The 23,335-nt window shown below is 74.7% G+C and carries 19 protein-coding genes; 9 read left to right on the forward strand and 10 right to left on the reverse strand.

All coding sequences use genetic code 11. From position 1 onward, the window contains the following. Window positions 1-36: 36 nt before the first annotated feature. Window positions 37-402 (forward strand): hypothetical protein, encoded by a 366-nt coding sequence (locus MUU72_RS08140; RefSeq protein ID WP_248012450.1) that lies wholly within the window; start codon window positions 37-39, stop codon window positions 400-402. A gap of 103 nt (window positions 403-505) precedes the next feature. Here the strand turns inward: MUU72_RS08140 and MUU72_RS08145 are convergent, their stop codons facing one another. The 3 genes from MUU72_RS08145 to MUU72_RS08155 all read right to left on the reverse strand — a co-directional run bounded on the left by MUU72_RS08145 (window position 506) and on the right by MUU72_RS08155 (window position 3,760). Beyond that, window positions 506-2,188 carry a phospho-sugar mutase gene (locus tag MUU72_RS08145; RefSeq protein WP_248012451.1) on the reverse strand — a complete coding sequence of 561 codons (1,683 nt, stop codon included), beginning with the start codon at window positions 2,186-2,188 and terminating at the stop codon, window positions 506-508. Window positions 2,189-2,379: 191 nt separating this feature from the next. Next, on the reverse strand, window positions 2,380-3,195 hold the full coding sequence (locus MUU72_RS08150) for a purine-nucleoside phosphorylase (RefSeq protein ID WP_248012452.1): 816 nt from the start codon (window positions 3,193-3,195) through the stop codon (window positions 2,380-2,382). Between the two features lie 127 nt (window positions 3,196-3,322). Then, window positions 3,323-3,760, reverse strand: a complete 438-nt coding sequence (locus MUU72_RS08155) for a gamma-glutamylcyclotransferase family protein (protein ID WP_018541767.1) — start codon at window positions 3,758-3,760, stop codon at window positions 3,323-3,325. Window positions 3,761-3,900: 140 nt separating this feature from the next. Here MUU72_RS08155 and MUU72_RS08160 point away from each other — a divergent pair, with 140 nt between their 5' ends. Both MUU72_RS08160 and MUU72_RS08165 read left to right on the forward strand, forming a co-directional pair. Next, entirely contained in the window at window positions 3,901-5,346 is a 1,446-nt protein-coding gene (locus tag MUU72_RS08160) for an NAD(P)H-quinone dehydrogenase (protein WP_248012453.1), read from the forward strand. A gap of 282 nt (window positions 5,347-5,628) precedes the next feature. Then, entirely contained in the window at window positions 5,629-6,600 is a 972-nt protein-coding gene (locus MUU72_RS08165) for a DeoR/GlpR family DNA-binding transcription regulator (protein ID WP_308403794.1), read from the forward strand. Window positions 6,601-6,645: 45 nt separating this feature from the next. Here MUU72_RS08165 and MUU72_RS08170 read toward each other — a convergent pair whose 3' ends face one another. Beyond that, complete coding sequence (locus MUU72_RS08170) at window positions 6,646-7,302, reverse strand: TetR/AcrR family transcriptional regulator (protein WP_372503027.1); 657 nt, start codon at window positions 7,300-7,302, stop codon at window positions 6,646-6,648. Between the two features lie 324 nt (window positions 7,303-7,626). Here MUU72_RS08170 and MUU72_RS08175 point away from each other — a divergent pair, with 324 nt between their 5' ends. Beyond that, window positions 7,627-8,811: an alpha/beta hydrolase gene (locus MUU72_RS08175; RefSeq protein ID WP_248012454.1), complete on the forward strand. Its 1,185-nt coding sequence runs from the start codon at window positions 7,627-7,629 to the stop codon at window positions 8,809-8,811. An 88-nt stretch (window positions 8,812-8,899) separates the two neighbouring features. On the opposite strand, the gene MUU72_RS08180 is transcribed toward MUU72_RS08175, so the two are convergent. Next, window positions 8,900-10,669, reverse strand: a complete 1,770-nt coding sequence (locus MUU72_RS08180; protein WP_248012455.1) for an acetyl/propionyl/methylcrotonyl-CoA carboxylase subunit alpha — start codon at window positions 10,667-10,669, stop codon at window positions 8,900-8,902. 530 nt (window positions 10,670-11,199) lie between these two features. Here MUU72_RS08180 and MUU72_RS08185 point away from each other — a divergent pair. The 4 genes from MUU72_RS08185 (at window position 11,200) to MUU72_RS08200 (ending at window position 17,277) form a co-directional block, all read left to right on the forward strand. Further along, entirely contained in the window at window positions 11,200-11,646 is a 447-nt protein-coding gene (locus MUU72_RS08185) for a hypothetical protein (protein ID WP_372503028.1), read from the forward strand. Between the two features lie 176 nt (window positions 11,647-11,822). Beyond that, window positions 11,823-12,857 carry a protein kinase family protein gene (locus MUU72_RS08190; protein ID WP_248012457.1) on the forward strand — a complete coding sequence of 345 codons (1,035 nt, stop codon included), beginning with the start codon at window positions 11,823-11,825 and terminating at the stop codon, window positions 12,855-12,857. A 5-nt stretch (window positions 12,858-12,862) separates the two neighbouring features. Next, entirely contained in the window at window positions 12,863-15,106 is a 2,244-nt protein-coding gene (locus tag MUU72_RS08195) for a protein kinase domain-containing protein (protein ID WP_248012458.1), read from the forward strand. Window positions 15,107-15,150: 44 nt separating this feature from the next. Then, entirely contained in the window at window positions 15,151-17,277 is a 2,127-nt protein-coding gene (locus MUU72_RS08200) for a serine/threonine-protein kinase (RefSeq protein WP_248012459.1), read from the forward strand. Between the two features lie 254 nt (window positions 17,278-17,531). On the opposite strand, the gene MUU72_RS08205 is transcribed toward MUU72_RS08200, so the two are convergent. The 5 genes from MUU72_RS08205 to MUU72_RS08220 form a co-directional block, all read right to left on the reverse strand. After that, entirely contained in the window at window positions 17,532-18,143 is a 612-nt protein-coding gene (locus MUU72_RS08205; RefSeq protein ID WP_372503029.1) for a Maf family protein, read from the reverse strand. A gap of 203 nt (window positions 18,144-18,346) precedes the next feature. Continuing rightward, on the reverse strand, window positions 18,347-19,837 hold the full coding sequence (locus MUU72_RS08210; protein WP_248012461.1) for a peptidoglycan D,D-transpeptidase FtsI family protein: 1,491 nt from the start codon (window positions 19,835-19,837) through the stop codon (window positions 18,347-18,349). A gap of 179 nt (window positions 19,838-20,016) precedes the next feature. Continuing rightward, a complete protein-coding gene (mmpB, locus tag MUU72_RS35235) occupies window positions 20,017-20,145 on the reverse strand; it encodes a morphogenic membrane protein MmpB (RefSeq protein WP_282503790.1) in 129 nt (42 codons plus the stop codon). A gap of 109 nt (window positions 20,146-20,254) precedes the next feature. Beyond that, complete coding sequence (locus MUU72_RS08215; protein ID WP_248012485.1) at window positions 20,255-20,470, reverse strand: acyl-CoA carboxylase epsilon subunit; 216 nt, start codon at window positions 20,468-20,470, stop codon at window positions 20,255-20,257. Window positions 20,471-20,522: 52 nt separating this feature from the next. Then, complete coding sequence (locus MUU72_RS08220; RefSeq protein WP_248012462.1) at window positions 20,523-22,112, reverse strand: acyl-CoA carboxylase subunit beta; 1,590 nt, start codon at window positions 22,110-22,112, stop codon at window positions 20,523-20,525. A gap of 132 nt (window positions 22,113-22,244) precedes the next feature. Here MUU72_RS08220 and MUU72_RS08225 point away from each other — a divergent pair, with 132 nt between their 5' ends. Continuing rightward, a complete protein-coding gene (locus MUU72_RS08225) occupies window positions 22,245-23,114 on the forward strand; it encodes a biotin--[acetyl-CoA-carboxylase] ligase (protein WP_248012463.1) in 870 nt (289 codons plus the stop codon). Window positions 23,115-23,335: the final 221 nt, after the last annotated feature.

The raw sequence follows: 23,335 nt of genomic DNA on the forward strand, positions 1-23,335 counted from the left end.
ACTGAGCGTGTAGCGGAGAAGAGGAGAGAGGTACACATGACGGACCCCGAGGGCGCACGGCTTTTCCGTGAGGCGTGGATTGCCGGGGTGCGCGCGCATTATCCCGGTGAGCCGAAGCCCGGTTATGTGGCGCCCTGGGAGGACACGCCGGCCTGGGAGCGGGAGGCGGCGGGCGCGGTGTACGAACAGGTGCGTCATTTCCTCGGCGTCAGCGGGGGCCACGCCACACGGCTCAGCCGGGAGCAGAAGGGGCGGTTCGTGGCGACCTGCTGGACGGCTCAGATGTTCAAGCACTTCACGGACCCGAAGCCGGGTTACGTGGCCGACTGGGCGGAACTGCCGCAGTGGCAGCGGGAGACGGACTCCGACATCTTCGACGCCATTGCGAAAGCGGTGAGTTGACGGGGCGGGTTCGCCCGCGGGGGCGCCGGATGGGTGCGAGGGGAAGCGGAGAGGGCCGGGCTCCCGCGAGCCCGGCCCTCTCCGCTCTCGGTATGACGCGTCGTCAGATCCCGGCGGCCGCCGACAGATCGCGCTTGATCGCGGACAGTGCCGCCGTCGCCTTCTCGCGGGCGGACGGGAGGGCGGTGGCGTCGGCGACCGGGACCACGACCTCCAGGTAGCACTTGAGCTTGGGCTCGGTGCCGCTGGGGCGGACCACGACGCGGGCCGCGTCGATGCCGTCCGCCGCGGAGCCCGCCAGGTAGTAGCGCAGGCCGTCGGTCGGCGGGAGGGCGGCGCTGCCCTCGTTGAGGTCGTCGGCGCGGGTCACGGCCAGGCCCGCCAGGGCCGCCGGGGGCTGGGCGCGCAGCCGGGCCATCGCGCCGGCGATCAGTGACAGGTCCTCCACCCGCACCGAGAGCTGGTCGGTGGCGTGCAGGCCGAACTCCACGGCCAGTTCGTCGAGGAGGTCGGCCAGGCCGCGGCCGTCCCGCTTCAGCTCGGCGGCCAGCTCGGCGATCAGCAGGGCGGCGGTGATGCCGTCCTTGTCGCGGACGCCCTCGGGGTCGACGCAGTAGCCGAGCGCCTCCTCGTAGGCGTAGCGCAGGCCGTCCACCCGGGCCAGCCACTTGAAGCCGGTCAGGGTCTCGGTGTACGGGAGGTTCGCACCGGCGGCGATGCGGGACAGCAGCTGCGAGGACACGATCGTGGTGGCGAACGTGCCGGCGGCGCCCTTGCGGACCAGGTGCGCGGCGAGCAGCGCGCCGACCTCGTCGCCGCGCAGCATCCGCCAGCCCTCGGGCGTGCCGGGCGCGGGGACGGCGACGGCGCAGCGGTCCGCGTCCGGGTCGTTGGCGATGACGAGGTCGACGCTGCCCGGACCGGCCGCGCGGGCGGTGGCGAACGCCAGGTCCATCGCGCCCGGTTCCTCCGGGTTGGGGAAGGCGACGGTGGGGAACGCCGGGTCCGGGTCGGCCTGCTCGGCGACGACCGCGGGGGCCGGGAAGCCGGCCCGGGCGAAGGCGGCGGTCAGGGTGTCCCGGCCGACGCCGTGCATCGGCGTGTAGACCACCGAGAGGTCCCGGGGGGAGCCGGGGGTGAGCACCGCGTCGGTGCGCTCCAGGTAGGCGGTCAGGACGGCGTCGTCCAGCACGTCCCAGCCGGACTCGGGGCGGGGCACGTCGGCCAGCGCGCGGACCGCGGCGATCCGCTCGGCGATGCCGGCGTCCGCGGGCGGCACGATCTGCGAGCCGTCGCCCAGGTAGACCTTGTAGCCGTTGTCCCGCGGCGGGTTGTGGCTGGCGGTCACCTCGACGCCGGCCACCGCGCCCAGGTGGCGGATGGCGAACGCCAGGACGGGCGTGGGCAGCGGGCGGGGCAGGAGCGCGGCGCGCAGGCCGGCGCCGACCATGACGGCCGCGGTGTCCCGCGCGAAGTCGGCGCTCTTGTAGCGGGCGTCGTAGCCGATGACGACCAGCCCGTCCCCCTGGCCGGTGTCCTTGAGGTACGCGGCGAGCCCGGCCGCGGCCCGGATGACCACCGCGCGGTTCATCCGCATCGGCCCGGCGCCCAGCTCACCGCGCAGCCCGGCGGTGCCGAACTGGAGGGTGCCGGCGAACCGGGCCGCCAGCTCGTCGTGCCGGCCGGCCTCGATGAGCCCGGCCAGCTCGTCCCGGGTCTCCGGGTCGGGGTCCTCGGCCAGCCACGCCTGGGCCCGGCCGATCAGCTCCGCGGGAACGGTAGCCACGTGATGCTCCTGCCTGTGGGTGCGTTGTGGGGGATGCCGTGCGGGCCCGGCCGCCCGCGTGCGGGCACGCCCGCCGGATCCGTCGCCGGCCCGCGCCGGCAGCGGGATCCTGCCGCCCGGGACGGTCCGCCGGTCCGGACGGCGGCCGGTTCCGGCCAGGGCCGGTGGGCCCTGTCGCCGGACTCCCGCCCTTAGATCTTGCCGAGGACCTCGCCGAGCAGCGCGCCCATCCGGGTCGCCGAGTCGCGGCCCGCCTGGAGCACCTCCTCGTGGTTCAGCGGCTCGCCCGTCATACCGGCGGCGAGGTTGGTGACCAGGGAGAGGCCCAGCACCTCGGCGCCCGCCTCACGGGCGGCGATGGCCTCCAGCACGGTGGACATGCCGACCAGGTCGGCGCCCAGGGTGCGGATCATGCGGATCTCGGCCGGGGTCTCGTAGTGCGGGCCGGGGAACTGGACGTAGACGCCCTCCTCCAGGCTCGGGTCGATCTCCTTGCACAGCGCGCGCAGCCGCGGCGAGTACAGGTCCGTCAGGTCGACGAAGTTGGCGCCGGCGATCGGGGAGGTGGCGGTGAGGTTCAGGTGGTCGCTGATCAGCACCGGCTGGCCGGGGCGCATGCCCTCGCGCAGGCCGCCGCAGCCGTTGGTGAGGACGACGGTCTTGCAGCCGGCGGCGACGGCGGTGCGGACGCCGTGCGCGACGGCGGCGACACCGCGGCCCTCGTAGTAGTGGGTGCGGCCCAGGAAGACCAGGGCCCGCTTCTCACCGATCTTGTACGACCGGATCTTGCCGCCGTGGCCGGCGACGGCCGGCGGCGGGAAGCCGGGCAGCTCGGTGACGGGGAACTCGTGCTCGGGGGCGCCCAGGGCCTCGGCGGCCGGTGCCCAGCCCGAGCCCATGACCAGGGCGACGTCGTGGGTCTCGGCGCCGGTCAGCTCGCGGAGGCGGGCGGCCGCGGCGTCGGCGGCGCCCTTCGGGTCGATGTCGGGGGTAACGGTTGCGTTCACGCGGACGAGGGTAGCCGGTAATCCCCTACGCGCGTAGATGTCGCTGCCCACGGGCCTTCGGGGCGGGCTTTGTGGCTTCTGCCGAAGGGCTCCGGCGCGGGCCCGGGACGGGGCGGGCGGCGCCCGGTCAGCAGGGGCGCTTGCGGATCTCCATGACGTAGTCGTGCGGCGCGCCTGCCGACTCCGCGGCATCGGCGATCTCGCCCAGATAGCGCGCCGAGGGCAGGCCGCCCTCGTAGCCGTTGAGGACGTAGATCCACGCCGCCTCGTCGCCGTCCAGGGTGTGCGCACGGACCCGCATCCGGCGGTATATGCCCAGGCCGACTCCCTCCCAGCGGTCCATGGACTCCTCGTCCATGGGGGCGATGTCGTAGAGCGCGACGAAGAGCTGCGAGCCGGGGTCCTCGACCACCGTCGCCAGCGCACCCTCCCAGCCCATCTGCTCGCCGCCGAAGGTGAGCCGCCAGCCGTTCAGCCAGCCGGTGCCGCGCAGCGGGGAGTGCGGAGCGCGGCGGGACATCAGCCGCGCGTCGAGGTTGCCGGCGTACGCGGCGTAGAGCGACATGCTTCCGAGGGTACGGGAGGTTCCCCGTCGGGCTCGTGGTACCGGAGGTTCGTACAACCGGCTGGCGAGAGCACGTGCCCGGCGCCCGCCCGGCGGGCCCCGCGCCCCCGGGGGAGAGCCACCGGCGGGCGTGCGGGACAATGGAGTACGTGACTCGGATCGTGATCATCGGTGGTGGACCCGGCGGATACGAAGCGGCCCTGGTGGCGGCCTCGCTCGGCGCGGAGGTGACCGTCGTCGACTGCGACGGTCTGGGCGGGGCGTCGGTGCTGACCGACTGCGTCCCCTCGAAGACGCTCATCGCGACGGCCGAGGTGATGACGACCTTCGACTCCTCCTACGAGGAGCTGGGCATCATCGTCGAGGACGACACCCCGTACAAGGACCGCCCCGCGCGGGTGGTCGGGGTCGATCTGGGCAAGGTCAACCGACGGGTCAAGCGGCTGGCGCTGGCCCAGTCCCACGACATCACCGCGTCGGTCACCCGGGCCGGCGGCCGGGTGATGCGCGGCCGTGGCAGGCTGGAGCCCGGCCAGGCCCCGGACGGCTCGCGCAAGGTCACGGTCACCGCCGCCGACGGCTCCACCGAGGGCCTGATCGCCGACGCCGTGCTGATCGCCACCGGCGCCCACCCGCGCGAGATCCCCGACGCCCAGCCGGACGGCGAGCGGATCCTGAACTGGACGCAGGTCTACGACCTCACCGAGCTGCCCGAGGAACTCATCGTCGTCGGCTCCGGCGTCACCGGCGCCGAGTTCGCCGGCGCCTACCAGGCGCTCGGCTCCCGGGTCACCCTGGTCTCCTCGCGCGACCGGGTGCTGCCCGGTGAGGACCCGGACGCCGCCGCGGTGCTGGAGGACGTCTTCCGCCGCCGCGGGATGAACGTCATGGCCCGCTCGCGCGCCCAGTCCGCCAAGCGGGTCGGCGACCGCGTCGAGGTCACCCTCGCCGACGGCCGGACGATCTCCGGGACGCACTGCCTGATGGCGGTCGGCTCGATCCCGAACACCGCCGGGATCGGCCTGGAGGGCGCCGGCGTCAAGCTGAAGGAATCCGGTCACATCTGGACCGACAAGGTCTCCCGGACGACCGCCCCCGGCGTCTACGCGGCGGGCGACTGCACCGGCGTCTTCGCGCTGGCGTCGGTCGCCGCCATGCAGGGCCGGATCGCGATGTACCACTTCCTGGGCGACGCGGTCACCCCGCTCAACCTCAAGACCGTCTCCGCCAACGTCTTCACCGACCCCGAGATCGCCACCGTCGGCTACTCCCAGGCCGACGTCGACAACGGCGTGATCGACGCCCGGGCGGTCAAGCTCCCGCTGCTGCGCAACCCGCGCGCCAAGATGCAGGGCATCCGCGACGGCTTCGTGAAGCTCTTCTGCCGCCCCGGTACGGGCATCGTCGTCGGCGGTGTGGTCGTCTCGCCGCGGGCCAGCGAGCTGATCCACCCGATCTCGCTCGCGGTGGACAACAACCTCACGGTCGAGCAGATCGCCAGCGCCTTCACCGTCTACCCGTCGCTGTCCGGCTCGGTCGCCGAGGTCGCCCGCCAGCTGCACACCCGCAAGGCGGCCGGGGAGTGACCCCGGGGCCGTAAGCGGGCCCTTGGAATATTTGTGCCCACCGTGGGCACTTGGGGTGAAACGGTCCTGCACGCCCGGGTCCGGACAACTCGCCCCAGGGGTCCGCGGCGGGCCGCGGAAGAGCGCAACTGGCCAGGTCCCGCGCGGGTTTGGCCACACTCCGTAACGGGGAGTGAGGCATGTGCATGCCGCATACCACGTGATGCGATGCCGGGTGAACAACTTCCGTTAATTGGTGCAACGTGCTGAAAACAGACGGTCGTTGGCGTTACTGTCAGTTTCGTGTTCGCTGCAGAACGTCGCCAATTGATCCTAGAAATGGTGCGGGCCAACGGAGCCGTCTCGCTCCGTGAGCTCGCCCGCGTCGTCCAGACCTCCGAAGTGACCGTACGGCGCGATGTGCGGGCGCTGGAGGCCGAAGGGCTGCTGGACCGCCGGCACGGCGGTGCGGTCCTGCCCGGAGGCTTCACCCGGGAGTCCGGCTTCCCGCAGAAGTCGCACCTCGCGACCGCCGAGAAGACGGCCATCGCCGATCTCGCGGCCGGTTTCGTCGAGGAGGGCGAGGCCATCGTCGTCGGCGCCGGGACCACCACCCAGGAGCTGGCCCGCCGGCTCGCCCGGGTCCCCGGCCTGACCGTCGTCACCAACTCCCTCCTGGTCGCCCAGGCGCTGGCGCACGCCAACCGCGTCGAGGTGGTGATGACCGGCGGGACCCTGCGCGGGTCCAACTACGCGCTGGTCGGCAGCGGGGCCGAGCAGTCGCTCCAGGGGCTGCGGGTCTCGCGCGCCTTCCTCTCGGGCAGCGGTCTGACCGCCGAGCGCGGGCTGTCCACCTCCAACATGCTCTCGGCCAGCGTCGACCGGGCGCTGGTGCAGGCGGCGGGGGAGGTGGTGGTGCTCGCCGACCACACCAAGCTCGGCTCCGACACGATGTTCCAGACCGTGCCGACCGACGTGATCACCCGGCTCGTGACCGACGAGCCGCCCGCCCACGACGACCGGGCCGCCACCGAACTCCAGGCGCTGGCCGACCAGGGCGTCCAGATCTCCGTCGCCGGCAGCTCGCTCGGCGGGCAGGCACCGGACCGCCCGGGCCCGGAGGCCGCCCCGCCGGAGCGCCGGGGCCCGCGGCGGGACGTGCCGCTGCCGGGCCAGCGCCGCAGCCACCCGGGCGCGGCCGGGGCGCCGCAGCTCCGCCCGGCGGGCTCGCTCGGGGACGGCCGGGTGGCCGACCTGGCGCCCCGGCGCCGCTGACGCGGGGGCGGGAGCGGGCCGGGGCCGCACCGGCCCGCCGCGGGCTCAGGCCCCGGTGCGGGCGGTGCCCGCCGCTTCCGCCTTCAGACCGCGCAGGGTCAGCGTCAGCAGCCGGTCGGCGAGCTGCGGATCGTCCGGGGACTCCTCGGCGGCCAGCGCGATGCCGTTGGTCAGCTGCATCAGATCGCCGATGGAGACGTCCCGGCGCACCGCTCCGGCCCGCTGCGCGCGGGCCAGCAGCGCGGCGCCGGCCTCGCCCAGCGGCACACTGCACCGCGCCATCCCCGAACTCTCGTCCGCCGACGCCGTCATCAGGGCCCGGGACAGGCCCCGGTAGGTGCTGGCGTGGGTGATCAGCGTGCGCAGCCAGTCGACCAGCGCGGTGCACGGCTGCGGGGCGTCGGCCAGCTCCCGGGCGTAGCCGAGCAGGGCCTCCACCTCGCCCTGGAAGACCGCGCCCATCAGCGCGGTGCGGTTGGGGAAGTGCCGGTAGAGGGTGCCGATGCCGACGCCGGCGCGGCGCGCGATGTCCTCCAGCGAGGTGTCCGTGCCGTGTTCGGTGAACGCCGTCCGGGCCTCGGCCAGCAGCCGCTCGTAGTTCCGGCGCGCATCGGCCCGCATGGGGCGCGCCGCGGCCGCCCCCGCCGGTGCGTGCCCCGCCGCGGACCGCTCCGCCCGCCGCCCTGCCGTCTCGGTCGCCATCGCCCGTCCTTCCTCGGTCCGCTCCGGTCCCGGACCCCTCGTCGCACGCCCGGCCGCCGGCTCCGGGCGGAGGACGTGCCGGCGGGGCCCGGCCCGGATGCGTCCAGGATGCCATCGCGGCGGGGGGCCGCGGACCGGGTGTCCGCCCCGCGGATGCGGTGGCCGCGCGGCGGACGGCCGGTGACCGGCCGGCGTACCGCGGGCGGCGGGCCGGCGAACTCATGGGCGAGGCCGCAACGCCACCCAGGCAAGGGCCATCAAACCAGGCGCAAAGAGGTCTTCCGGGGACGTCCGGAGGCCGTCCGGAAGTCTGGGGAACAACGCATGGGACTGACCAGCCGGCCACTGCTGTACGCCATGATCGTGCTCGCCCTGGCCTGCGTGGGGGTCACGGCCTGGCTCTGGCCGCGGTTCGCCGGGCGCGGGCCGCGGGCGGTGCTCGGGCGGCTCGGCATGATCGCCGGGACCCAGCTGGCCGTCGTCGCGGTCCTCGGCCTCGCGGTGAACCGCAGCTTCCAGTTCTACGCCTCCTGGCACGAGCTGCTCGGCCTCTACGACGGGGCGCCGGCCGCGGCCGGCAAGTGGGGCGGTGAGGGCGCCGCCGGGCCCGCCGGCGACCCGTCCAAGGGCCTGGTGCAGCCCTCCGGGCCCGAGGGCCTGGACAAGGTGCACGGCGTGCCCAAGGGGCCGCCGGAGAAGAACGGCCGGGTCGAGACCGTGCGGATCGTCGGCAAGCGCACGAAGGTGGTGGACCCGGCCTACGTCTACCTGCCGCCGCAGTACTTCCAGCCGCAGTACGCCCGCCAGCGCTTCCCGGTGATCGTCGCGCTCAGCGGCTACCCGGGCGGGATATTCCTGCTGGGCCAGCACCTGCGGCTCCCGGAGACGGCCGGCCGGCTGATCCGCGGCGGCACCCTCCAGCCCACCGTCATCGTGATGCTCCGGCCCACCGTGGCCCCGCCGCGCGACACCCAGTGCGTCGACGTGCCCGGCGGACCGCAGGCCGAGACCTTCTTCGCACAGGACGTCCCGGAGGCGCTGCGGTCGCACTACCGGGTGGGCCGCGACCCGGGTGCCTGGGGCGTGCTCGGCTACTCCTCCGGCGGCAGCTGCGCCCTCCAGCTGGCCATGCGCCACCCCCGCACGTACACCGCGGCGGCCGCCCTCTCGCCGGACTACAAGGTGGCCAACGACCCGACCACCGGCAACCTCTTCGGCGACGGGAAGGACCGCGGCCGGCGCCGCGCGGAGCACGACCTGATGTGGCGGCTGGCGCACCTGCCCGTCCCCGACGTCAGCGTGCTGATCGGGACCAGCCGAAGCGGCGAGAAGAACTACCCGGCGGCGAAGGCGTTCCTGGCCGCGGTGCGGCCGCCGATGACCGCGGACGCGATCGTGCTCGACCACGGCAGCCACAACTTCGCCACCTGGCGGCGCGAACTGCCCGCCGCGCTCCAGTGGATGAGCCGGACGCTGGTCTTCCCCGAGGAGGTCGCGGCGACGTCCTGACCGCCGCCGGCCGGGCCGGCACCACGGGAAAGGGGCGGGCCCCCGGTACGGCGTACCGGGGACCCGCCCCTTACGGGCCGGTGGCCGTTCAGTCCTTGATCTCGCAGATGACGGCGCCGGAGGTGAGGGCGGCGCCGACTTCGGCGGTCAGGCCCTTGACGGTGCCGGCGCGGTGGGCGTTGATGGGCTGTTCCATCTTCATGGCTTCCAGGACGACGATCAGTTCGCCTTCGGCGACCTGCTGGCCTTCCTCGACGGCGACCTTGACGATGGTGCCCTGCATGGGGGAGGCCAGGGTGTCGCCGGAGGCGGCGCTGCCGGACTTCTTGGCGGCCTTGCGCTTGGGCTTGGCGCCTCCGGCGACCGCGGCGCGGGCCAGCGGCATGCCCAGGGAGGCGGGCAGGGAGACCTCCAGGCGCTTGCCGCCGACCTCGACGACGACCGTTTCGCGGGTGTCGGCCTCGGCCTCCTCGGCGCCGGGCGCGGCGAACGGGGGGATCTCGTTGACGAACTCGGTCTCGATCCAGCGGGTGTGGACGGTGAACGGGTCGGTGGAGCCGGTCAGTTCGGGGGCGAAGGCGGGGTCGGTGACCACGGTGCGGTGGAACGGGATGGCGGTGGCCATACCCTCCACCTGGAATTCGGCCAGGGCCCGCGCGGCCCGCTGGAGGGCCTCCTTGCGGGTGCGGCCGGTCACGATCAGCTTGGCCAGCAGGGAGTCCCAGGCCGGGCCGATGACACTGCCGGCCTCCACCCCCGCGTCCAGCCGCACCCCCGGACCGCTGGGCGCGTCGAAGCGGGTCACGGTGCCCGGCGCGGGCAGGAAGTTCCGGCCCGGGTCCTCGCCGTTGATGCGGAACTCGAAGGAGTGGCCGCGCAGGACCGGGTCGTCGTAGCCCAGTTCCTCACCGTCGGCGATGCGGAACATCTCGCGGACCAGGTCGATGCCGGCGACTTCCTCGGTGACCGGGTGTTCGACCTGGAGGCGGGTGTTGACCTCCAGGAAGGAGATGGTGCCGTCCTGGCCGACGAGGAACTCGCAGGTGCCGGCGCCCTCGTAGCCGGCCTCCTGCAAAATCGCCTTCGAGGCCCGGTACAGCTCGGCGACCTGTTCGTCGGAGAGGAAGGGGGCGGGGGCCTCCTCGACGAGCTTCTGGTGGCGGCGCTGGAGGGAGCAGTCGCGGGTGGAGACGACCACGACGTTGCCGTGCTTGTCGGCCAGGCACTGGGTTTCGACGTGCCGGGGGCGGTCGAGGTAGCGCTCGACGAAGCATTCGCCGCGGCCGAAGGCGGCGACCGCCTCGCGGACGGCGGAGTCGTACAGCTCGGGGACCTCTTCGAGGGTGCGGGCGACCTTCAGGCCGCGGCCGCCGCCGCCGAAGGCCGCCTTGATGGCGATCGGCAGGCCGTGTTCCCGGGCGAAGGCGACGACCTCGTCGGCGCCGGAGACCGGGTCGGAGGTGCCGGCCACCAGGGGGGCGCCGGCGCGCTGGGCGATGTGCCGGGCGGCGACCTTGTCGCCCAGGTCGCGGATGGCGTGCGGCGGGGGGCCGATCCAGGTCAGGCCGGCGTCCAGTACGGCCTGTGCGAATTCGGCGTTCTCGGACAGGAAGCCGTAGCCGGGGTGGATGGCGTCGGCGCCGGAGTCGGCGGCGGCCTGGAGGACCTTGGCGATGTCCAGGTAACTGGTGGCAGGGGTGTCACCGCCCAGGGCGTATGCCTCGTCCGCCGCACGGACGTGCAGAGCGTCCCGGTCGGGGTCGGCGTAGACCGCCACGCTCCCGATCCCGGCGTCCCGGCATGCACGGGCCACGCGGACAGCGATTTCGCCACGGTTGGCGATGAGCACCTTGCGCACGATGGGTCCTTCCTTGGCGCTACGCCGCAACACACTGAACGCAGCGAGTTTAGGGACTGGCGACACCGCGTGCCGACCCGTTCCCAGGGGTGAGCTTGCCCACACGGAGCGTGCACGCGGCGCGAACGAGGGAGCGAAGTCCGTTGGAATCCCAGGGTAGGCCCGGATTCCGGGGCTCCGGCTCACGGCACGGTGTGGCCTAGGTCTCGAACTTCGGGCTCCCGGCGAACCGTCAATTCTTTGTGGAGTCCCTACGAATGGGCGAGTGAAAGTTTTCGGGTGGGCGCGGCGGGGGGCGGGGGCGCGGGGCATGGCGGAGGAGGGGTGGATGCGGTGGTGCAGACCCCTTGCCGTGAGTGTTACCCGGCAGTAGCGTGCGGGATACCTTCCGTACTCCTGGTAACAGCTCGTTCGCGGCGGCGCGTGGCGGCGCCGGGGCGGGGCCGGGGGTGCGGAGCGGCACACGGTGCGGGCGGCGGCCGCGAGGCGCCCGAAGCGCTCGACGGCGGCGGAAGTGGGGTGGGCGGGTGGTGGCGGCACGCAGACCGGTGGCCCTGGCGGTGGCGCTGGTCCTGGTCCTGGAGGCGGCCGGGTTCCTGCTGCTGAACTGGATCATGAGCATCGTGGTCGCCCGGCAGCAGATGTCTCTGGCCGGGCTGCGGCCGGGCGCGATGACCGCCGGCGCCTGGGCCGGCGGCGCGGTCTGCGCCCTCTTCCTCCTGCTGTGCGCCGCGGTGCTGCTGCGCGCCGCGCTGCGCGACCGGGCGCCCGGCCGCCTGGCGCGGATCGCGCTGATCTGCTGCGCGGTGCTGCACGCCGTGCTCGGCGCGCTGGCCGTCGGGCTGCTCGGCTGGCCGGCGTTCGGCGCCGCGATGGTGGTGCTGGCGCTGCTCGTACTGACCCTGGTGGCGTACGGCGAGGGGCGCCCGGACGCGGCACCGGTCGAGGACCCGGCGCCCGGCGGCGCGCCCGCCTGAGCCCCGCCGCCCCCGGGGCGGCCCGAAGTCCGGCCCCGGCGGCCCCCGTTGGGCACCGGCCCCCGGGGCGCCCCGGGGGCCCTTGTAGGCTCGTCGGGCCGTTCGCCGCGGTGCCGCCCGGTCGCCGGGCCGGACGGCGGGCGGTGTCGGCAGGGGGAGCAGCGGGGGAGGGGCCCATGGGGGCGCGCGACATGGCCGCGGACGGACCGGAACAGTTCGACCCGCTCGGCCCCTATCTCGTGCTGGCCCGGCTGGACGACCCGGCCTCCCCCGTCCCCGTACCCGAGCGCCGCTACGTGGCCCGCACCCCGGACGGCGACCGCACGGTGCTGCTCGGCACCGCGCTGCCCGGCACGGACCCCGGGCGGTTCCTGGCCGAGGCGGAGACCTCCCGCTACCTGCTCGGCCCGTGGGCGTCCCCGGCCACCGACGTCTCCGGACCCGGCGCGAGGCCCTGGCACGCCCGCCCCTACGTCCCGGTGCTGCCGCTGCCCGCCGCGCTCGCCGCCCACGGCGGGCCGCTGCCCGAGCGCACCGTCCGGGCGCTGGGCGCGGCGCTCGCCGAGACGCTGCTCATCGGGCACGGCCAGGGCCTGAGCCACGCCGGCCTGGCCCCGGCCGCGGTGCTGCTGGCCGCCGACGGGCCCCGGCTGACCTGCTTCGGCGCCGTCCGGGCCGCCGCGCCCGACGGCACCCCGCGCTCCGGACTGCCCGGTCTGGAGTCCGGCAGCCTGCCGCCCGAGCAGGCCGCCGGCGGCACCCCGCAGCCCGCCGGCGACGTCTACGCGCTGGGCGCCACCCTGGCGTACGCGGCCACCGGCCACACCGTGCCCGAGCAGGACGAGCTGCCGGCCGGGCTGCGGTCGCTGGTCGGCGCGTGCCTGGCCCGCGACCCCGGGGCCCGGCCGCAGCCCGCCGACGTCCTCGACGCGCTCGCCCCGGCCGCCGCGGCTCCGCCACCGGGCGCGGCCGCCCCGACCGCACCGGACGCCGCGTCCGGCGCCCGCGCCGCCGCCGGGCTCGGCCCCGGCTGGCTGCCCGGCCGGGTGATCGCGGAGCTGGCCCGCCGGTCGGCCGCGCTGCTGGCCCTCGACGTCCCGGCCGCCCGGCGCCCGGCCGCCGGCCCGGCTCCCGCCGCGCCCGCCGTGCCGCCCACCCCGGTGCCGGCCGGCGCCACCCTCCCGACAGCCGCCCCCCGCCGCCAGGACTGACCACCGTGCCCCAACCGCTCGCCCACGACGACCCGCCCGGCTTCGGCCCGTACCGCCTGATCGCCCGGCTGGGCAGCGGCGGTATGGGCACCGTCTACCTGGCCCGCTCCCCGGGCGGCCGCACCGTCGCGCTCAAGACGGTGCACGCCCGGATCGCCCGGGACCCGGAGTTCCGGACCCGGTTCCGGCTGGAGGCGGACGCCGCCCGGGTCATCGGCGGGCGGTACGGCGCCCAGGTGGTCGACGCCGACCCGGCCGCCGCCACGCCCTGGCTGGCCACCGAGTACGTCCTCGGGCCGCCGCTGGACGAGGCGGTGGAGCGGTGCGGCCCGCTGCCCGAGGACGCGGTGCGGGCGCTGGGTGCCGCGCTGTGCGGGGCGCTCGGCCAGCTGCACCGCTCGGACGTCGTCCACCGCGACCTCAAACCGTCCAACCTCCTGGTCACCGCGGACGGCCCGAAGGTCATCGACTTCGGCATCGCCCGCGCCCTCGGCGACGAGCGCCTGACCCGCACCGGGTCGGCGGTCGGCACCCCCGCCTTCATGTCGCCGGAGCAGGCGTCCGGGCAGGAGCACACCCCGGCCGGCGATGTGTTCGCGCTCGCCGGGGTGCTGGTCTTCGCCGCCACCGGGCGCGGCCCGTTCGGCGGCGGGCAGCCCGCTGACCTGCTCTACCGGGTGCGCTACGCCGACCCCGACCTCACCGGCGTCCCGGCCGGGCTCGCCGCGCTCCTGGTCCGCTGCCTCGCCAAGGACCCCGCCGCCCGCCCCGCCACCGCCGAGCTCGCCGCCCGGCTCCACGACGGCGGCGGGGAGTTCGCCGACCACCTGCCCGCTGCGCTGCTGGCCCTGATCGGCGCCCGGGCGAGCGGGATCTGGCAGCCCGCGCCCCCGCGGCTGCCGGCCCCCGAGGGCGCCCCGACGCAGCCCCCGGGGCCGCCGGACCCGCCCGCCACCGGACCGTCCCGCCGCGGCCTGCTGACCGCCGGCGCCGGGGCCGCCCTGGGCCTGGCGGGCGCCGGTGCCGGACTGTGGGCCTGGCTCTCCTCCGGCGGCCCCGGCCCGGACCCGGCCCCGTACCGCAAGCCGCAGGCCGGCCCGACCGTCCCCGCGCCGGCCAAGAAGAAGCTGGACTCGCTCTGGCAGCAGCAGGTCGCCGAGCCGGACACCGACGGCACCCCGGGGAACCCCGCGCCGCCCGCCGCCCTCGGCGACCTCGGCCTGGCCTTCGCCTCGTCCGGACTGGCCGGCTTCGACCCGGCCGGCGGGCGGGTCCGCTGGGTCACCGACCCCGACCACGGCAGCTGGCAGACCGCCACGGACGGCACCCGCCTGTTCCGCCTCCTCGTCGTCAACCGGTCCGGCGCGAACGCCCCGCTGCGGATCGCCGAACTCGACCCCGCCACCGGCAAGTCCGGCGCCCCGGTCGTCGAAGTCGCCGCCTTCAACGGCGTCACCTGGCTCAACCAGCTGCTCGCCGCCACCGCCGACACCTTCTACGTGGTGGGCTGCACCGGCCCCAGCACCGACATCTACTTCGAGAAGGGCCAGACCTGGTACGTCGCGGCCCTCGACCGGGCCCGCGGCACGGTGCGCTGGCGGCAGCCGCTGCCGGACCGCCCGCCCAAGGTGAAGTACGTCGGCTCCACCCGCCTGTACTACCTGGCCGCCAAGGCCGTCGGCGACCGCCTCCTGCTGCTCTTCGAGACCAACGACGGGGACATCCGCGCCCAGGCCCGGGACACCCGCACCGGCGCCCTCGCCTGGGACCGCCCGGCCCCCGTCAACCGCGACCGGGTACGCCCCACGCTGGCCGCCGACGCCCGCCACCTCTACCTGGGCAACGGGCCGCTGCGCGCCGTCCGGCTGAGCGACGGCGCCCTCGCCTGGGACACCGCCGCCACCCGCCGCGGGAAGACCTACGGGCCGCCGGCCCTCAAGGACGGCGTGCTCTACGCCGTGGAACAGGGCCTGGGCGCCGCCGCGTTCGACGCGGCCACCGGCGCGCTGCGCTGGACCCAGCAGGGCGGCGACGCCGGGCAGTCCGCGCTCGTCGACCCGCCGGTGGTCGGCCCCGGCCACGTCTACGTCCACAGCGCCGTCGAGGGCGTGCTGCGCGCGGTCAGCCTCTCCTCCCACCTGACCGCCCACACCTACCGGACCACGGCGGACCGCTTCGCCGCCCACGAGAAGGGCAGGGTGGTGCTCGCCCTCGGCGGCCACTTCCTCGCCGCGTTCCCCCTCCGGTGACCCCGCCGCCCGCCCCCGCCCCGTCCGCAGAAAGCCCCCGCACCATGCATCCTCTCGGCACCGGAGACCCGCTCCGCCTCGGCCCGTACCGCCTGCTCGGTGTGGTCGGCGAAGGCGGGATGGGCAAGGTCTACGCCGGCCGGGACGCGGCCGGCACGGTCGCCGCGGTCAAGGTGCTGCGGCCCGAACTCGCCGGTGACGCACAGCTCGCCCGGCGGTTCGTCCGCGAGGCGCAGGCGGCCCGCGCGGTCACCGGGGACGGTGTGGCCCGCGTCCTGGGTGCGCAGACCGAGGGCGGGCGCCCGTGGATCGCCACCGAGTTCCTCGCCGGGCCGACGCTCGATCAGGCCGTCGCGGCGCACGGGCCGTTCGGCGAGGCCGCGGTGCGGGCGCTGGCCGCGTCCCTGGCCCGGACCCTGGCCGCCATCCACGCCGCCGGGCTGATCCACCGCGACCTCAAGCCGCCGAACATCGTGCTGACCTCGTCCGGCCCGCGCGTCATCGACTTCGGCATCGCCCGCCCCGAGCACGGCCTGACCCTCACCGCCACCGGCCAGGTCCCGGTCACCCCCGGCTACGGCGCGCCCGAGCAGGTTCTGGGCCGCCGGGTCGCGCCGGCCGCCGACGTCTTCTCGCTGGGCGCCGTCCTGGTGTACGCGGCGAGCGGCCGGCGCGCCTTCGACGGCGGCCACCTCGCCGCGGTCCAGTACGCCGCCGTGCACGACGCACCGGACCTGTCCGGCGTCCCCGCCCCGCTCCGCCCGCTGATCGAACCGCTGCTCGCCAAGGACGCCGCGGCCCGCCCCGGCCCGGCGGCGATCGCGGCCGCCTGCGCGCCGCCGCGGGGCGCCGACCGGGCCTGGCGCCGCGGCCCGCTCGCCCGGGAGATCACCGAGCGGGAGCGCGGGATCCGCGAGCTGGCCGCGCCGCCCGAGGCCGCGGACGCCGCCCGGCCGGTGGCCCGGCGCCGGCTGCTGCTCGGCGCCGCAGCCGGCGGGGCGGTGCTCGCCGCGGGCGGCGGCGCGGCCGCCCTGTGGTGGCCGCGGGCCCGGCCGCCGGCCGGGAAGACCGACCTGTTCGCCTTCCCGCCGGCCGTGCCGACCCCGAAGGCCCACCCGCTGTCGGCGGATGACGGCGACTTCCTCGTCGGCGGCTCGCCCACGCCCCTGTGGGGCCCGCTGGACGTCCTCACCGACGACACCCCGGCCCCGCTGCCGGTCCGCGACGTCCTGATCGTCGGCGCCCGGGGCGGCGGCATCGCGGCGCACAACGTCGTCGACGGCACACGCCGCTGGGCGGTGCCCGGCCTCCGCGCCGCCGGCCGCTACCTCTCGCTCTCCGACCGGCTGATCGCCGCCGTCGACACCCGGGGCACGCTGCGCACCTTCGTCGCCTCCACCGGCGAGCCGCGCTGGACCGCGCCCGCCGAGGCGGAGGCGCTGCTGGCCGCCGACGCGCACACCGTCTACGTCCTGACCAAGGACCACCGGCTGCGCGCGGTGAGCCGGTCCGACGCGCGGATCCGCTGGACCGCGCCGCTCGACCCGCCGTTCCGCGCCAAGCCCGCTGCGCCCGGCGTCACCGCCGCCGGGCGGCTGGTGCTGGGCACCCTCGACGGCCACGTCCTGGCCGTGGACACCGCCACCGGCCGCCGGGTCTGGGACATCCGGAACCAGTCCGACGGCTACGTCCGCCCCGCGCTGTGCGGCACCACCGTCCACTTCGGCGGCCGCACGCTGACCGCCCGCCGGATCACCGACGGCACGCCGCTGTGGACGTTCCGGGAGAAGGACCCGTGGGGCGAGCAGGGGCCGTACGGCGTCGTCACCGCCTATCCGGACGCGGTCTACGCGGCCCTGTACTCGCCGCGGTTCGCCGACCCGCCGGACCCCACCCTCCCGCTGAAGCGCCGGCCGTCCGACGGCAAGGAGGTCTTCCAGATCCGCAGTGACGCCGGGTTCACCACCCCGGTCGTCGTCCAGGGCGGCGGCATCTGGACGATCTCCGCGGTGGCCGGCCGGGCCGAGGTGTCGACCGTGGACAAGGACAGCGGCATGGTGGTCTGGCGCTACCGGCTCCCCGCCTCGCGCCGCCGCCAGTGGCTCTCCGCCGACGGCAACCGCGTCTTCGTGCTCAACGACAGCACCCTGTGGGCGCTGCCGGTGTTCTGAGGGGCGCGGGGTCGCCCTCCGGTGGCGCCATGGCCTCGACGAGGCTCCGGGTATCCCGTGCGACGCGCGACCACCTCGCCGCCCGGGCGGGGGAACGCGGGCCGGGCACCGGCCGGTCGGCCTCACCGGCATGCCGGTGAGGCCGGCAGCTGACGGGAGCGGCTACCCGCCCGGTGTGGTCACCGCGGACACCGACGCGCCGGGCATGCCGGGCGTCCCCTGAGCCGCCCGGCGCGGTGCCCGCCCGGCCGCCCTCAGGCCCACAGCTCGGTGATCGCCACGTCCAGGTCGGCCAGCAGCCGCCGCAGCAGCGGCAGGGAGAGGCCGATGACATTGCCGGGGTCGCCGTCGATGCCGTCGATGAACGGGGCCGAGCGGCCGTCCAGGGTGAAGGCGCCCGCGACGTGCAGCGGCTCGCCGCTGGCGACGTACGCGGCGATCTCGGCGTCGGAGGGCTCGCCGAAGCGGACCGTGGTGGACGCGGTCGCCGAGACCTGGCGGCCGGTGGCGGTGTCGACCACGCAGTGCCCGGTGCGCAGGACCCCGGAGCGGCCGCGCATCGACTTCCAGCGGGCGGTGGCGTCCTCGGCGTCGGCCGGCTTGCCGAGCGCCCGCCCGTCCAGCTCCAGCACCGAATCGCAGCCGATGACCAGCGCGCCCGCGGCCTCCGGGCGGGCGGCGACCGCGGCGGCCTTCGCCTCGGCCAGCACGCGGGCCAGCTCCTCGGGGGTGGCGGCGGTCAGCGCGTCCTCGTCGACCCCGCTGACCACCACCTCGGGCGCCAGCCCGGCCTGGCGCAGCAGGCCGAGCCGGGCCGGGGACTGGGAGGCGAGGACGAGACGGCGGGGACGGGGCGCTTCGGTCATGCCCGCCATCGTACGGAGGCGGGGGCGATCAGCGGACCGGGGTCCGGGAGCGGGCCCGGACCGCCCGCAGCACCGCCCGTCCCAGCAGCGCGCCGAGCGCCGGCCCCAGGGTGTTGTGGAAAAGCGGGCCGGACGCCGGTTCCAAGGGAGATCATGTCCTCTTTTTCCCGGCCGTCCGGCCCGCTCCTTTCCGGTATCCGGTGTTATCCGGAAACGTTCAGCACGGCCTGCATCACCGACTTCGCGATCGGGCCGCCCAGCTTTCCGCCGGCGATCTCCGAACGCGGGATATCCATGTCCTTCGGGTCCACGAACACCGCCACCGCCACCGGCGAACTCCCGTCCGGCAGCTTGGCGTAGGAGACGAACCAGGCATACGGCCGCTCATCGTTCACATTCGCGCCGTGCTGGGCCGTACCGGTTTTGCCGCCGACCGTCACGCCGTCGATCTTCGCCTTCGAGGCGGTGCCGTCCGAAACGGTGTACTCCATCATTTCCTGCACCTTCTTCGCGGTGCTCTCGGAAACCGCCTGCGGCGCGTCGGGGTGCAGCGGCTGCGGGTCGACCTTCTCGATCGTGGACAGGTCCGGCCCGCGCAACTCCTCGACCAGGTACGGCTTCATCACCTTGCCGTTGTTGGCGATACCGGCCGCCACCATCGCCATCTGGAGCGGCGTACTGGTCAGACTGCCCTGGCCCATACCGGTCAGCGCGGTCTGCGGCTGGTCGAGCTTGCCCGGATATCCGCTCACCGCGCTCCGGACCGGGATGAAGTGCTCCTCGTTGAAACCGAATTTCTCCGCGGTCTCCCGCATTTTCCCGGTGCCGAGTTTGTGCGCGGCGTCCAGGAAGACGTTGTTGCAGGACCACTGCATACCGGTCTTCAGCGACGCCTTGTCGCAGGGCGCCCCCGCCACGTCGTTGCCGACCTGGGTGCGGGTCTGCGGCAGGGTGTACGGGGCGGGTGCGCCGGAGGAGGCGTTGATGTCGGTGACCAGGCCGTGCTCCAGCGCCGCCGCCGCGGTGAGGACCTTGAAGGTCGAGCCGGGCGGGTAGATCTCCCGCAGCGCCCGGTTGTTCATCGGCTTGGCCTTGTCCCGGTCCAGCGCCAGGTACTTCTCGCCCTCCGAGCCGGACAGCCCGGCGAAGACCGACGGGTCGTAGGACGGCGTGCTGGCCAGCGCCAGGACCTTGCCGCTGCGCGGGTCCAGTGCGACCACCGCGCCGGTCGCGTGCAGGTCGGTCAGCCCCTTGTAGGCCGCCTTCTGGGCCTTCTCGCTGATCGTGGTGAGGACGTCGCCGCCGCGCGGCTTCTCGCCGGTCAGCATCCCGCGCGCCCGGTTGAAGAACAGCCGGTCGTCCTTCCCGTTGAGCACCTTCTTGTAGACGCCCTCCAGCATGGTCTCGCCCGCCGCCTGGCGGGCGTAGCCGGTGACCGGGGCGTACATCGCGCCGTCGGTGTACGTCCGCTTGTACCGGAAGTCGCCGCTGGTCTCCACCGACCCGGTGATGGGCTTGCCGCCCACGATGATGTTGCCGAGCGGGTACGAGTACGCCTCGATCTTGACCCGCCGGTTGTGGTCGTCGTTCGCCAGCTGGTCGGCCTGTACGAACTGCACCCAGGTCACCCGGACCAGCAGGGCCAGCACCAGCACCCCGCAGAAGACGGCTATGCGTCTGAGCGGCCTGTTCATGGTCTTCCCTCCGCCCGGCGGCGGCCGGCCGGTTCACCCGGCGGCCGCCTGTCCGAATTGCGCTGTCAGGAGAGAAAGATGCACGGCCCGCCGCCGCGGTTGCGGGGAGTGACGCAGGTGTGCCGGAAGTCCCATTCGTCCCACGGAAAGCCCGGGGAACCGCGGGCCCCGTCGCCGCGTCATCGCACCAGGAGCACCAGCGTCCCCACCATGATCGCTGTGGCGAGCACGTAACCCATCCGGCGGAGCTTCGCCTGCACCTCGCGCAGCTCCTCGGGCGGCTCATCGGGCGGATCTGACCACAGCATGACCTCGATCCTCCCGCCCCGTACGGCGGCGGCGCCTGAGTACGCGTACTCAGGCGCCGCGGCGCGAAGGGCTAGTCCGTGCACTATGCACCGACCGGATCCGGCCAGGTCACCGCGGCCAGAAGCTGGTCCGCCAGGCCCGCGGCCCCGGGTGCGGCAGCCGCGAGCGGGCCGGCACCGTCGCCGCCGGATCCGCCCATTCGCCGCCGCGCCCGGCGGCCTCGGGCGCGCTGCCCGCGGCCACCGCCGCGGCCCGGGCCTTGACCACCGCGAGGGCGGCGGCCAGCTCCTCGGGGGTGGGATTGCCCCGTACGACCTTGATCATCGTCAACCGACCTCCTGTGGCGGGGACTGCGACGGGGGCGCCAGCCGGCCCGTCAGAGCGGGATGTTGCCGTGCTTCTTCGGCGGCAGCGCCTCGCGCTTGTTGCGCAGCGTACGCAGCCCCCGGACGATGTGGCGGCGGGTCTCGGACGGCATGATCACCGCGTCGACGTACCCCCGCTCGGCCGCGACGTAGGGGTTCAGCAGGGCGTCCTCGTACTCCTGGATCAGCTCCTGCCGGCGCGCCTCCTGGGTCGCGGGGTCCTCGATGGCGGCCAGCGTCCGCCGGTGCAGGATGTTCACCGCGCCCTGCGCGCCCATCACCGCGATCTGCGCGGTCGGCCACGCGAGGTTCAGGTCCGCGCCCAGGTGCTTGGACCCCATGACGTCGTACGCGCCGCCGAACGCCTTCCGGGTGATCACGGTGATCAGCGGAACGGTCGCCTCCGCGTAGGCGTAGATCAGCTTGGCGCCGCGCCGGATGATGCCGTCGTACTCCTGGTCCGTGCCCGGCAGGAAGCCCGGCACGTCCACGAACGTCAGCACCGGGATGTTGAACGCGTCGCAGGTCCGCACGAACCGCGCGGCCTTCTCGCTCGCGTTGATGTCCAGGCAGCCGGCGAACTGTAGCGGCTGGTTGGCCACCACGCCGACCGAATGGCCCTCGACCCGCCCGAAGCCGGTGAGGATGTTCGGGGCGAACAGCGCCTGGGTCTCCAGGAATTCCCCGTCGTCCAGCACGTGCTCGATCGCCGTGTGCATGTCGTACGGCTGGTTCGCCGAGTCCGGGATCAGGGTGTCCAGCTCGCGGTCCGCGTCCGAGACCGCCAGGTCCGCGTCCTCCGGGAACGCCGGCGGGTCGGAGAGGTTGTTGGACGGCAGGTAGGACAGCAGCCCCTTCACGTACTCGATGGCGTCCTTCTCGTCACCCGCCATGTGGTGCGCCACGCCCGAGGTGGTGTTGTGCGTCCGGGCCCCGCCCAGCTCCTCGAAACCGACGTCCTCACCGGTGACGGTCTTGATGACGTCCGGTCCGGTGATGAACATGTGCGACGTCTGGTCGACCATCACCGTGAAGTCCGTGATGGCCGGCGAATACACCGCGCCGCCCGCGCACGGCCCCACGATCAGGGAAATCTGCGGCACCACACCCGAGGCGTGCACATTCCGCCGGAAAATCTCCGCGAACAGCCCGAGCGCGGCCACCCCCTCCTGAATCCGGGCGCCGCCGCCGTCATTGATCCCGATGACCGGACAGCCGTTCTTCAGCGCGAAGTCCATCACCTTGACGATCTTCTCGCCGTAGACCTCGCCGAGCGAACCGCCGAAGATCGTGAAGTCCTGCGAATACACGCAGACCGGCCGCCCGTCGACCGTTCCGTAACCCGTGACGACCCCGTCGCCGTAGGGACGGTTCTGCTCGATCCCGAAATTCGTCGACCGATGCCGCGCGAACTCGTCCAGCTCGACGAACGAGCCCTCGTCGAGCAGGAGGTCGATGCGCTCACGCGCCGTCAACTTCCCCTTGGCGTGCTGCTTTTCCACCGCGCGGGCGGAGCCGGCATGCGTGGCCTCCTCGACCCGCCGCTGAAGATCCGCCAATTTCCCCGCGGTGGTGTGGATGTTTGCTTCCGGTTCGGACATCGGGATGCGGCTCCTGCTCGTCCTGGACTGGCACTCGTACGAAAGGGGGGTACGCGTGTGGCTACCGCTTCGTAGCGTATCGGCGGGACTGCTCTGCGGCAGTGCGTCGTTGACCACACCTAGGCTGGGGCCATGACGCCTCAACCACCGGAAAACCGGGACAAAGACGCCGGCCGCTGGAGCGATCTGGGCCGCCCGCCGCTCAGCGCCGCCGCGCTGCGCCGGGCGCTGGTCCGGCCCGGCTCGCTGTGGTCCGCCCTGGATGTCGTCCCCGCCACCGGGTCCACCAACACCGACCTCGTGGCCCGGGCCGCGGCGGGCACCCTGCGGGAGGGCACCGTGCTCGTCGCCGAGGAGCAGTCCGCCGCCCGGGGCCGGCTGGACCGCCGCTGGTCGGCGCCGCCCCGCTCGGGGCTCTTCTTCTCCGTCTACCTCACGCCCACCGTCCCGGCCGACCGCTGGGGCTGGCTGCCCCTCCTGGCCGGCGTCGCCACCGCCACCGCGCTCGCCCGCACCGCCGGCGTCGACACCGCCCTGAAATGGCCCAACGACCTGCTGGTCACCGTGGACGGCGCGGAACGCAAGGCCGGCGGCATCCTCGCCGAACGCGCCGCCGACGGCGTCGTCCTCGGCATCGGCCTCAACGTCTCGCTCACCGCCGGCGAACTCCCCGTCCCCACCGCCGGCTCCCTCGCCCTCGCCGGCGCCCGCACCACCGACCGGGACCCGCTGCTCCGCGCCGTGCTGCGCTCCCTGGAGCACTGGTACGGCGAGTGGCAGGCCGCCGCCGGCGACCCCGCGGCGAGCCGCCTCCAGGAGGCGTACGCGGCGGGCTGCGCGACGCTGGGCCGCTCGGTGCGCGCGGAACTCCCCGGCGACCGGTTCCTGGAGGGCGAGGCCGTCGCCCTCGACGCCGACGGCCGCCTCGTCCTGGCCCTTGCGGGGGGCGGCCGGGAGGCGGTGGGGGCGGGGGACATCGTGCATGTGCGGCCTGCGGTTTGAGGCGCCCCCCACGTTGGGGTTTCTCTGCGGTTCGTGTTCCGCCGGGCCCGGTTCGTCGGTGGTTGCGCGCCGTGCCGGCGGTGGGGTGTTCTTTGTGGCCGCCCCACGTCGTTGTCGCTGGGCGCCGTGGGTGTTCTTTGTGGCCGCCCCACGTCGTTGTCGCTGGGCGCCGTGGGTGTTCTTTGTGGCCGCCCCACGTTGTCGTCGCTGGGCGCCGTGGG

Source organism: Streptomyces rhizoryzae, from assembly GCF_023155275.1.
In the GTDB taxonomy this organism is placed as follows: Bacteria; Actinomycetota; Actinomycetes; order Streptomycetales; family Streptomycetaceae; genus Streptomyces; species Streptomyces rhizoryzae.